This window comes from Streptomyces sp. Tu6071 (assembly GCF_000213055.1).
In the GTDB taxonomy this organism is placed as follows: domain Bacteria; phylum Actinomycetota; class Actinomycetes; order Streptomycetales; family Streptomycetaceae; genus Streptomyces; species Streptomyces evansiae.
In genome coordinates this window covers 7,095,312-7,106,507 of the sequence record NZ_CM001165.1, presented here as the reverse complement: position 1 = coordinate 7,106,507, position 11,196 = coordinate 7,095,312, and the positions used below count along the sequence as shown (strand labels likewise).

At 73.5% G+C, this 11,196-nt stretch carries 9 protein-coding genes; 3 read left to right on the top strand and 6 right to left on the bottom strand.

The annotated features are described in order from the left end of the window. Positions 1 to 84: 84 nt before the first annotated feature. The 3 genes from STTU_RS30315 (at position 85) to STTU_RS30305 (ending at position 3,454) form a co-directional block, all read left to right on the top strand. Positions 85 to 2,118, top strand: a complete 2,034-nt coding sequence (locus STTU_RS30315) for a glycoside hydrolase family 6 protein (RefSeq protein ID WP_007830022.1) — start codon at positions 85 to 87, stop codon at positions 2,116 to 2,118. 105 nt (positions 2,119 to 2,223) lie between these two features. Then, positions 2,224 to 3,042, top strand: coding sequence for a nucleotidyltransferase domain-containing protein (locus STTU_RS30310; RefSeq protein ID WP_007830020.1), 819 nt, complete (start codon positions 2,224 to 2,226; stop codon positions 3,040 to 3,042). Between the two features lie 214 nt (positions 3,043 to 3,256). Continuing rightward, the gene (locus STTU_RS30305) at positions 3,257 to 3,454 is read left to right on the top strand and encodes a hypothetical protein (RefSeq protein ID WP_007830018.1); all 198 of its coding nucleotides are present in this window, start codon (positions 3,257 to 3,259) and stop codon (positions 3,452 to 3,454) included. Positions 3,455 to 3,469: 15 nt separating this feature from the next. Here STTU_RS30305 and STTU_RS35990 read toward each other — a convergent pair whose 3' ends face one another. The 6 genes from STTU_RS35990 to STTU_RS30275 all read right to left on the bottom strand — a co-directional run bounded on the left by STTU_RS35990 (position 3,470) and on the right by STTU_RS30275 (position 10,972). Further along, complete coding sequence (locus STTU_RS35990) at positions 3,470 to 4,396, bottom strand: GNAT family N-acetyltransferase (RefSeq protein WP_007830017.1); 927 nt, start codon at positions 4,394 to 4,396, stop codon at positions 3,470 to 3,472. A gap of 14 nt (positions 4,397 to 4,410) precedes the next feature. After that, the gene (locus STTU_RS30295; RefSeq protein ID WP_043256798.1) at positions 4,411 to 6,672 is read right to left on the bottom strand and encodes a hypothetical protein; all 2,262 of its coding nucleotides are present in this window, start codon (positions 6,670 to 6,672) and stop codon (positions 4,411 to 4,413) included. Then, the gene (locus tag STTU_RS30290) at positions 6,669 to 7,511 is read right to left on the bottom strand and encodes an SDR family NAD(P)-dependent oxidoreductase (protein ID WP_007830015.1); all 843 of its coding nucleotides are present in this window, start codon (positions 7,509 to 7,511) and stop codon (positions 6,669 to 6,671) included. The genes STTU_RS30295 and STTU_RS30290 overlap by 4 nt, the downstream gene beginning before the upstream one ends. Before the next feature lie 64 nt (positions 7,512 to 7,575). Beyond that, positions 7,576 to 8,451, bottom strand: a complete 876-nt coding sequence (locus tag STTU_RS30285) for an amidohydrolase family protein (protein WP_043256797.1) — start codon at positions 8,449 to 8,451, stop codon at positions 7,576 to 7,578. Then, positions 8,448 to 9,635, bottom strand: coding sequence for a mandelate racemase/muconate lactonizing enzyme family protein (locus STTU_RS30280; protein WP_007830013.1), 1,188 nt, complete (start codon positions 9,633 to 9,635; stop codon positions 8,448 to 8,450). Before STTU_RS30280 ends, STTU_RS30285 begins: the two co-directional genes overlap by 4 nt. Further along, entirely contained in the window at positions 9,635 to 10,972 is a 1,338-nt protein-coding gene (locus STTU_RS30275; RefSeq protein ID WP_007830012.1) for an aspartate aminotransferase family protein, read from the bottom strand. Before STTU_RS30275 ends, STTU_RS30280 begins: the two co-directional genes overlap by 1 nt. Between the last annotated feature and the right edge of the window lie 224 nt (positions 10,973 to 11,196).

The following is an 11,196-nucleotide window of genomic DNA, read 5'->3' as shown; positions in this document are numbered from 1 at the left end:
CACCCCGCAAGCCCCGACGGTGGGAGCGCTCCCGCACAGTGTCCCGCCCCCCGAGGGCGGCGCTCGCGGGCGCTCGGCACCCGCATGTCCGTACCGGCCTCCCACACCGAGGAGCACCCGTTGAACGTACGAGGACCCGCCCGACCCCCCACCCCCAGACGTCGCCCGCGTGCCCTCGGGGCACTCGCCGCCCTCGCCCTCGCCGCGGGGACCGCGCTCGTCGCCGTCCAGCCCGCGGCGGCCGCCACCGCCGCCCGGGTCGACAACCCCTACGCCGGCGCCACGACTTACGTGAACCCTGACTGGTCGGCGCTCGCCGCCGCCGAGCCCGGCGGGGACGCGGTGGCCGACGAGCCGACCTTCGTGTGGCTCGACCAGATCGCCGCGATCGAGGGCGACAGCGAGAAGCGCGGCCTGCGCGCGCACCTCGACACCGCACTCGACCAGGGCGCGAACCTCGTCCAGCTCGTCGTCTACGACCTCCCCGGCCGCGACTGCGCGGCGCTCGCCTCGAACGGCGAACTCGACCCCACCGAGATCGGCCGCTACGAGAGCGACTACATCGACCCGATCGCCGACATCCTCGACGACCCGGCCTACGCGAACCTGCGGATCGTCACCCTCATCGAGCCCGACTCGCTCCCCAACCTCGTCACCAACGCGGGCGGCACGGCGGGCTCGACGGAGGCGTGCGCCACGATGAAGGCGAACGGCAACTACGAGAAGGGCGTCGGGTACGCGCTGCACACCCTCGGCGCGATCCCCAACGTCTACAACTACGTGGACGCCGCCCACCACGGCTGGCTCGGCTGGGACAGCAACCTCGTACCGGCGGCGCAGGAGTTCAAGAAGGCCGCCACGACGAGCGGCGCGACCGTGAACGACGTCGCGGGCTTCATCGTCAACACCGCGAACTACTCGGCCACGACGGAGCCGTACCTCAAGATCACCGACTCCGTGAACGGGCAGACGGTACGCCAGTCGAAGTGGCTCGACTGGAACCAGTACGCCGACGAGCAGACCTTCGCGCAGGGCCTGCGCACCGCGCTGATCGCGCAGGGCTTCGACTCCGGCATCGGCATGCTGATCGACACCTCGCGCAACGGCTGGGGCGGCTCCGCGCGGCCCACCGCGCCCTCGACCGCGACATCGGTCGACGCCTTCGTGGACGGCTCGCGCACCGACCGCCGCATCCACGCGGGGAACTGGTGCAACCAGTCCGGGGCCGGGCTCGGTGAGCGGCCCGCCGCCTCGCCCGCCGCCGGGATCGACGCGTACGTGTGGGCGAAGCCGCCGGGCGAGTCGGACGGGTCGAGCAAGGCGATCGACAACGACGAGGGCAAGGGCTTCGACCGGATGTGCGACCCCACGTACACCGGCAACGGCCGCAACGGGAACAGCATGTCGGGCGCGCTCGCGGACTCCCCCGTGGCCGGGCACTGGTTCTCCGCCCAGTTCCGCCAGCTCCTCGCCAACGCCTACCCCCCGGTGGGGAACCCGGGCGGCGGCGGCGACACGCGGGCGCCGAGCGTCCCCGCCGGGCTGAAGGTCACGGGCACGACGGCCGCCTCGGTCTCGCTGAGCTGGTCCGCGTCCACCGACGACACGGCCGTGACGGGCTACGACGTCTACCGCAACGGCACGAAGGTGACGACGACGAGCGCCACGTCGTACACCGACCCGGGGCTGAAGGCGTCCACCGCGTACGCCTACACGGTCCGCGCCAAGGACGCGGCGGGCAACGTCTCGGCCGCGTCGGCCGCCGTCACGGGCACGACGGCGGCGAGCGGCGGCGGGGGCGGTACGGGCGCCTGCGCGGCCACCTGGAAGGCGAACACCTGGAGCGGCGGCTTCCAGGCGGACGTCACACTGAAGAACACCGGCGACAAGCCGCTGACCGCGTGGAAGGCGACCTTCACGGTCCCGTCCGGGACGGTCGTGACGAACGCATGGAGTGCGACGGTCTCCGTCTCGGGCACGACGGCGACCGCCGCGCACGTGGACTACAACACCGACATCCCCGCCGGGGGCAGCGTCTCCTTCGGCTACCAGGGAACGGGCACGTACGCGGCCCCGACCGCGGTGACGGTCAACGGGCAGAGCTGCGCGCTGAGCTGACCCGCACACTGTCCGCCGGGCGACGGGGCCACGTGCCCCGCCGCCCGGCGGCGCCTCCCGTAAATGTGCTCGCCCGCGCCCTCGGGCGGACCCCACACTCGCCCCATGCGAAACGACGAACTCCAGGCGATGGCCGCGCGGCTCACCGAGGTGGACGGCATCGTCGCCGTCGCGCTCGGCGGGAGCCGTGCCCGGGGCCTCCACCGCCCCGACTCCGACTACGACCTCGGCCTCTACTACCGCGGCGGTCTCGACACGGCAGCGCTGCGCGCGCTCGCCGGGGAGGGCGTCGAGGTGAGCGAGCCGGGCGGCTGGGGCCCCTGGGTGAACGGCGGGGCATGGCTCACGGTGGGCGAGGACAGGGTCGACTGGATCTACCGCGACCTGGACCGCGTGGAAGCGGTGTGGGAGGGCTGCCGCGAGGGCCGCTTCGAGACCGGTTTCCAGCCGGGGCACCCGCTGGGCTTCCACTCCCCCGCGTACGTGGGCGAGGTGGCCGTCTGCCAGGTGCTCGCCGACCCCACGGGCGCGCTGACGGCGCTGCGCACGGCGACCCGCGACTACCCGCCCCCGCTGCGCGCGGCGGTGGTGGAGAACGCCCGCTGGGAGGCCCCGTTCATCCTGGCCGCCGCCCGCAAGGGCGCGAAGAGCGCGGACGCGGCCTACGTGGCGGGCTGCCTCTTCCGCGCCACGGGCCTCCTCGCCCACGCCCTCCACGCCCACGCGGGCACGTACGTCCTCAACGAGAAGGGCGCCCTGCACGCGGCGGCGACCCTCCCCACGACCCCACGCGGTCTCACCCCCCGCGCCCAGTCCCTCTTCACCCGCCTCGGCACGACCCCGCAGACCCTGCACGCGGCGCTGGACGACGCGGAGGCGCTGGTGGCGGAGGTGATGGGGGTGGTGGGGGTGGTGGGGGCGTAGCTCCGTGACGGGTGCGACGGTCGGAGCTCACCTCTGCCTCCCGGCGTTTGTCGGCCAAGTTGTCCCGCTGCCGCGTTTTCGCGGGGCGCGCGGAACAGGAAACGGGAACACCAGCTATCTCCTCGTCGCCAGGGCGCCGCGTGCCACGCGCTCTTTCAGGTCACGCGCCGCCGCCCGCCGAAACGGCGCGCAGGACGGTGCACCCGACGTCTCGTTGCCGGACCAGGTCGCGGGGGTCTTCGATCTTCTGGGGCTCCCGGACGGCGACCCCCGCCGCGCGATGCTCGCAAAACAGTTCGCCGAGTACCTGCGGGGCATGGACTTCCCCGAGTCCGCCGACCGGCTCGCGCACCACTTCGACCCGCCCGCGGAGTACCGGGCCGGGGAGGCGCCCGGCCCTGCCGGGGGCTGACGCGACGGACGCCTCTCAGAACGAGTCCCCGTACCAGTGCGCCGCTCCCCTCGCCCCCACCGTCGCCGCGATCTCGGCCGGTGTCGCCGTGAGGGGGCGGGTCATGCCGGTGTGGCGGGGGGCCGGGTGGGGGGTGGTGAGGAGGGCGGGGAGGGATGGGGTGAGGGTGGTGGGGAGGTGGGTGCGGGCGTGGTGGTGGCCTGTCAGGCGGGCCTCGTGGGCGGCGGCGGTGAGGAGGCGGGTCAGGGTGGGGGTGTCGGCGGGGTCGGCGAGGGCCAGTTCCTCGACGGTCGCGGTGCCCGGGGTCGTGTGCGCGCGGAAGGTCAGGTAGCCGGTGGCGTCGGTGGTCAGGAGGGTCGTGGTGGTGGCCTCCGGGTACCAGGCGGGGACGCGGTGGTGCCAGTCGGCGGGGGTGCGGACGGTGGTGAGGGGGCGGGCGGTGTCGTACGCGGTGCGCAGCCGGGCGAGGTCCGGGAGGTCGGCCGCCGTCGCCGCGCGGACGCCGCCGGGCGCGCGGGGCGGTGCGGTGAGGGGGCCCTCCCAGGCGGGGGCCTCGTACGTGGTCCAGCCCGCGCCCTCGTAGACCCGTGGCGTGCCGGTGAAGAGGAGGGACCAGGCGCAGTCGTCCTCGGTCATGCGGGCCACGGCGAGGTCGAGCATCCGGCGCACGTGTCCCTTGCCGCGCGCCTGCGGCAGCGTGGCGACGCCGCCGAGGCACGCGACGCGGGCGGGCGCGCCCCCGGGCGCGGTGCGCACGGGTCGCGGCTGGTAGTGGAGCGCGGCGACGAGGCGGCCGTCCTCGGTGGTGACGAGGGTACGGGCGTGCCGCTCCTCGCCGAGTGCCCACAGCGCCGCGACGGGGGCGGGGCCGAAGACCTCCGCCCACAGGGCGCGGAGGGCGGGTTCGTCGGCCTCGGTCGCGGTGCGGTGGATCGTGGTCATGGGTGTTCCCGGGATCACAGGAGGAGGTTGGCGGTCCAGTGGACGCGGGGGCCTTCCTCGGGGACGGCCTCGCGCGTGACGCCGTCCTCGGTGCAGTGGGCGTGGACGAGGGTGGAGTCGCCCCGGAAGGCCGCCGGTTCGAGGCGGAGGCGGCCCCCCTTCAGCTCGGCGCCGAGCGCCCTCCAGTGGTGGACGCCCGTGGTGAGGACGGCGTGGGCCGTCGTGGCGGGGGCGGTGGAGCGGAGCGCGCCGAGGTGCCAGTGCGTGGCGGCGTCGGCGGGGCGGTGGGGGCCGGTCGTGAGGAAGGTGTGCCCGGCGTTGTCGCCGTCGAGGCGCGTGGAGCCGGTCAGGCTCAGGCGCTGGGTCCCGGCGGGGGCGTCGAGCACGAGCCCGGTGTCGTGCAGCACGCTGTCGGTCAGGCGCAGTTCCGGGCAGGTGACGGTGAGGGGCACGGCCTCGGGGCCGCTGCCGCGCAGGGTGCAGGCGGTGAGGGTGACGGTGCTCGTCCCGGCGAAGGTGTTGCCGTCGAGTCCGTCGAGGACGCAGCGTGTGAGGTGCACGGGGGTGTCGACGGCGGAGTGGACGAGGACGCTCTTCGCGGGCGGGGCGAAGTGGCAGTCGGTGAGGGTCGTGGGGCGTGCCGAGCGGCTGGAGCGGCGCGTGAGGGAGAAGGTGACGGCGGTGCAGCCGCGCAGTTGGGCGCCGTCCGCGTTGACGCTGAGGGTGCCCGCCTGGTCGAAAGTGGGGCGGGCCAGGACGGTGACGTTGTCGAGCGTGAGGTCGGTGATTTTCGTGTCGGCGACGAACCAGGAGCACACGTGGTCGCGCACGGTGATGCGCTTGGCCGATCTCCCCCAGGGGGCGCCGGAGTTGGCGATGTCCATGAGCCCGGAGTTGCCCTGGTAGAGCAGGTCGTGCTCGTACTGGCCGTGGGTGGTGAAGGGGTTGCCGCCGCTGTCGTCACCGTCGCCGTGGCAGTTGACCACCTGGCAGTGCGCGGAGGCGGTGAGGTCGCTGAGGTGGCGGACGTTGCTGCTCGCGCAGTCGCTGACGCGTCCGTAGAGGCAGTAGATCTGCTGGGTGAGGTAGCCCGCGCCGCCGTACTCGACGGTGGGCGGGTTCTTGAGGGAGCAGCGTGCGGTCGTGAAGCGGGTGTTCCAGCGGCGCATCACGACGGGCCAGAAGGTGCCGGTGGCGTGGATGTCGCGGGCGTGGCAGTCGACGGCGTACTCGAAGGAGACGGGGTGCGAGCCGGTGTACTCGTCGTCCTTCGCGCCGGTGTCCTCGCCCGCGCCGAGGAAGACGAGGTCGCGGACGGTGACGGAGTGGACGGGGCGGACGGGGACCCAGGTCAGTTCGCGTCCCGCGGGCAGTTCCCAGCCGGAGAGGTAGCCGACGCGGATGTGCCGGTCGTCGGGGATCTCGGTGATCTCGACGAGTTTCTGGAGTTCGCGTTCGTACTGGCCGCCGCCCGGCACGGGGGCGCACGTGACGCTCCACCACTCGCCGACCGCGAAGGCGCCGCTGTCGGGGACGGGGTAGACGTCGGTGAGTTCGGGGACGCGCGCGGTGAGGGCGTGGGTGACGGCGCGGTCGGGGTCGGTCGTGCCGGTGAAGGCGAACACGGCGCCGAAGGGGTTGTCGTGGGTGTTGCGCGCGATGCCGCCGGTGTGGACGGTGTGCCCGGTGAAGTCGAGCGTGAGGCGCGAGCGGGTGAAGGTGTGGCGGCGGCGGAAGAGGAGGTCGGTGCGGGCCTGGACGCGCGTGACCGAGGGGTCGGCCGCCATCGCGTCGAGGGCGTCGTCGGCGGGGGTGCGGGGGCCGAGGACGCCGAAGGTGCGGAAGTCGACGGTGCCGTCGTGGACCTGGCGCCAGCGGCCACGGCGGGGGCGCGCCGAGGGCGTGTGGACGAGGCCGCCGTCGGGTGTCTCGCTCGCTCCGGAGTCCCAGCGCAGGAGGGTGCCGCCGCCGTCGCCGGGGGTGCGGTAGCCGCTGGTCAGGGCGTGTTCGCCGTCGGTGAGCCCGTGCGGGGAGCGGTCGAGGAGGGCGGCGAGGGTGGGCCAGGCGCGGGCGGCGGGGGCCGCTTCGGGGGTACGGGCCTGGGCGGGCGCGGTCGCGGCGAGGAGGGCCCCGGCGGCGAGCCCGGTCCCGGCGCCGGCGCGCAGGAGGTGGCGGCGGCTCGGCGAGGTGTGGCCGGGGCTGTCCGGGGCGGGGGTGCCGGGAGCGGGTCTCTCCGGCTCCTCGTGGTCGTGCGAGGCGGTGGTTCCGGTGCTCATGGGGTCTCCGGGGGTGCGCTCTCGGTGGGGAGGCCGCTGCGGTAGGGCGGCATGAAGCGGGTGCGGGGCATCTGGTCGGCGAGGACGCCGCCGTCGACGAGGAGGTGGGTGCCGGTGACGTACGCGCCCGCGTCGGAGGCGAGGAGGAGCAGGGGGCCGGCGCACTCCTCGGGGCTCGCGTAGCGACCGAGCGGGATGCGGGCGCGGTAGGCGGCCTCGAACTCCTCGTGGGCGAGCGGGAACGCGTCGTCGATGGGGGTGTCGACCATGCCGGGGGCGAGGGTGTTGACGGTGATGCCGTGCGGGGCGAGTTCGATCGCGAGGGTCTTGCTGAGGAGGTCCACGGCTGCCTTGGAGGCGTTGTAGTGGGCGAGGCCCGCCTCGGCGACGTGGGCGTTCTTCGACGTGATGTTGATGATGCGGCCGGGGACGCCGTCGGCGATCATGTGCTCGGCGAAGCGCTGGGAGAGGAAGAAGACGGCGTCCGTGTTGACCCGCATGACGTGCCGCCAGCTCGCGGGGGTGATGGTGTTGAAGCGTTCGAGGGCGGCGACCCCGGCGTTGTTGACAAGGATGTGCACGGGTCCGGCCGTCGCGCGCACCCGGTCGGCGAAGGCGGGCAGTTCCTCGGTCCGCGCGAGGTCCTGGGGGTGGAGCGCGGCGGCACGGCCCGCGGCCCGTACCGCGTGCGCCGTCTCGTCGAGGCCCTCGGCACCCGGCAGGTCCACGAGGAGGAGGTCGGCGCCCGCCTCGGCGAGGGCGAGCGCGAAGGCGCGGCCGAGGGCGCCGGCGGCTCCGGTGACGAGCGCGGTGCGCCCGGTGAGGTCGAATCGGTCCATGGGGGCTCCAGGGGTACGGGACCGGGCGCGCCCCCGGGCGAGGGGGCCGGGGGCGCGCCGGGGCTCAGGCGAGGCCGAGCAGGTCGAGTGCCGGGCGGTGGATGAGGGCTTCGACGGCGTCCTGGTCGAGCGGGTCCAGGCCCGGGATGCCCGGGACGCGGGCGATGCGGCGCAGGCCCTCGATGGAGTCGTTGACCGTCGTGAAGGGGTAGTCGCTGCCGAAGAGGAGCTTGTCCCAGACCCCGTAGTCCTGGACGAGCCGCAGGCTGTGCCAGAGCTGGAAGGGGCGGTAGTGCAGGGCGCTGATGTCCGCGTACACGTGCGGGTGCTTGCGGATGACGGCGACGCACTCGCCCTCGAAGGGGTGGCTGAGGTGCGCGAGGACCATGCGCAGCTCGGGGTGGCGGATCGCGACCCAGTCGAGGTGGCGGGGCATCGCGTATTCGAGCGGGGCCTGCGAGACGAAGGTGGTGCCGGTGTGGACGAGGAGCGGGAGGCCGTGCTCCTCGGCGTAGCCGAAGAGGTCGTCGTACTCGGGGTCGGCCGGGTCGAAGCCCGCGTACATCGGCATGATCTTGATGCCGCGCAGGCCCAGTTCCTGGTGCCCGTACCGCAGTTCCTCGCGCCAGCCGGGCTGTGTCGGGTCGATCGCGAGGTAGCCGATGAGCTGCTCGGGGTGTCGCGCGACGTACGCGGCGACGGCGGCGTCGTCCACCCACAGCCCGCTTCTGCGGGCCTTGCCGCCGACGACGACGGTGCGGGTGCCGGGCGGGGTGCTCGCCGCGTAGTCCTCGTACCGCACGGTCAGGTCGACCTCGCCCGCGTGGGCGCGCGCGGACTCGGCGCGGAAGGTGGCGTCGAAGTCGTGGCTGTGGCGGAACAGGTGGGAGTGGACGTCGACGACGGGGCCGGAGACCGCCGGCGGCGGGGTGGTGCTCACGTGCGGTTCCTCTTCTCCCAGCCCTCCGCGAACATGTTCCAGAAGCGGTGGCTGGGCGGGTGCTCCTCGAAGACCTCGTCGACCAGCTCGATGCCGAGTCCCGGCGCGGTGGGCAGCTCGATGTGGCCGTCCACGACGGGCAGGGCCCCCTTGACCGCGTCGAAGACGTACGGCTCCAGGAGGCCGTCGAAGGTCTCCAGGATCTGGAAGTTGGTGATGCCGAGCACGGCGTGCACGGAGGCGGTCGTGCACAGCGGGGAGTTGGAGTTGTGCGGGGCGACGGTCATGCCGTGCGTGTCGGCCTCGGCGGCGATCTTGCGCAGTTCGGTGAAGCCGCCAGCCATGCTCAGGTCGGGCTGGACGATGTCGACGGCGCGGGTCGCGAAGAGCTGCTTGTACTCGTGGCGGTTGTGGAAGTGCTCGCCGCCCGAGATCGGGAAGGGCGCGCGTGCGCGCAGCTCGGCGTAGCGCTCGATGAGGGTCCAGGGCAGGGGCTCCTCGAACCAGCCGGGCTCGTAGGGGGCGAGCGCGTCGACGAGTTGCCGCGCGGTGCCGGTGCCGAAGCGGGCGTGGCCCTCGACGAAGAGGTCCACGTCGGGCCCGACGGCCTCGCGCACGGCGGCGACGAGGTCGACGCTGCGGCGCAGTTCGGCTTTCTCCAGGTGATGGAGCCCGGCGCCGAAGGGGTCGAACTTGAGTGCCGTATAGCCGCGGGCGACGGTCTCCTTGGCCTTCGCGGCGAAGATCTCGGGCTCGCGCTCCCCGGTGTACCAGCCGTTGGCGTAGACGCGGACGCGGTCGCGGGTCGCGCCGCCGGTGAGGCGGTAGACGGGGACGCCGAGCGCCTTGCCCATGAGGTCGTGCAGGGCCTGGTCGACGCCCGAGACGACGATCCCGCCGACGTCACCGCCGCGCAGGAAGTCGCCCTGGTACATGCGCAGCCAGATCTCCTCGGTGTCGAAGGGATCGGCGCCGAGGAGGTGGCGGTGGCCCATCGCCTCGGTGAGGGCGCAGGTCTCGCGGGGGCGGTAGGGGTGGGTGATCTCGCCGACGCCGGTGAGGCCCTCGTCGGTGTGGAGGCGGACGTAGGCGAAGTCGCGCCAGGCGGTGCCCAGCATGAGGGTCTCGACGCGGGTGATGCGCCCGGCGGGCCCGGCGGGACGGGTGGTGTTCACGGTGAGCATCAGCGCTGGGCTCCGCCCATGGTCGAGGTGTGAGCGAGGTCGGTGGGGGTGCCTTCGGCGAGGACGGTGCGCACGGCCTTCGCGGTCGCTTCGAGGAGGCGGTCGATGTCGTCGTCGGTGTGCGCGTACGAGACGTGGCTGCGCTTGAGGTTGAGCGGCAGCTCGAAGATCCCGTGCTCGGTGAGCGCGCGGCGCACGCCGATGAAGCGCGCGGCGTCGTTGGCGAGGAGGTCGTCGTACGTGAGCGGTGCGGGGCCGTCCATGAAGTACGTGACGAAGACGGAGCCGAAGCCGGTGACGACGGCGGGGACGTCCAGCTCGCGGTAGAGCGCGGCGAGGCCGTCGCGGGCGCGGGCGCCGAGGCGGTAGATGTGCTCGTGGACGGGTTCCTCGCGCAGTTTGCGCAGCGTGGCGAGGGCGGCGGCGACGACCTGGGGGTGCCCGTTGTACGTACCGGCGAAGAAGGCGGGGCCGCCGGGGCGGGTGCTGAAGAGGTCCATGAGGTCCGCCCGGCCGCCGAGCGCGCCGATGGGGGCGCCGTTGGCGATGGCCTTGCCGAGGGTCGTGAGGTCGGGGGTGATCCCGCAGATCTCCTGGTAGCCGCCGAGGCCGTGCCGGAAGCCGGTGATGACCTCGTCGAAGACGAGGACGGTGCCGGCCTTCGTGCACTCCTCGCGCAGGGTGCGCAGGAAGGTGTCGGTGGGCAGGAGGGCGCCGACGTTGTGCGGGACGGGTTCGAGGATGACGGCGGCGATGTCCCGGCCGTGCTCGGCGAAGACGCGGCGCACCGCCTCGGGGTCGTTGAAGGGCAGGACGAGTGTCGCGTCGAGGACGGGGGCGAGGATGCCGGTCGACGTGGGGTCCTTCGTGCCGACCCGCTCGGGGGCGGAGATGACGTTGAGGCTCACGGCGTCGTGCCAGCCGTGGTAGCAGCCCTGGAACTTGACGACGAGGTCGCGCCCGGTGGCGGCGCGGGCCACGCGCAGGGCGTGGAAGGTGGCCTCGCTGCCGGTGCTGGTGAGGAGGACCTTCTCCAGCGAGGGGACGAGCGCGGTGAGTTCCTCGGCGAGGGCGACCTCGGCCTCGGTGACGCCGACGCCCGCGAGGGCGAGGGTGGTGTTGGCCTCGGCGGTCGCCGCCGCGACGTCGGGGTCGTTGTGGCCGAGCACGGCGGGCCCGAAGGCCGCGTGGTAGTCGGTGAACTCCCGGCCGTGCTGGTCCCAGAAGCGCGAGCCCCGGGTCCTGGCGATCACGAGGTCCGTGAAGCCGGGGATGCTGCGCTGGCCGCTGTTGACACCCCCGGGGATGACCCGGCGGGCGCGTTCGGCGAGCGTCATGTGTGGTGCTCCTTGCGTCGAGTGCTGTCGGCCGGAGGCCCGCTCTGCTCAGCGGGATTCCGGTGCCATCCGCCGCATTCGTCGCGATCGCTGTGCCGTGGTGAGGCCCGGCGGTGGTCCTCCGGGCTCATTTTTCAGAACAGTGTTCTGTTATTCGGAACAGCGCGCTCAGCCTAGAACGGCCTGATTCCGCCGTCAAGAGGCGTTCTGCGGACAGCGCCTCA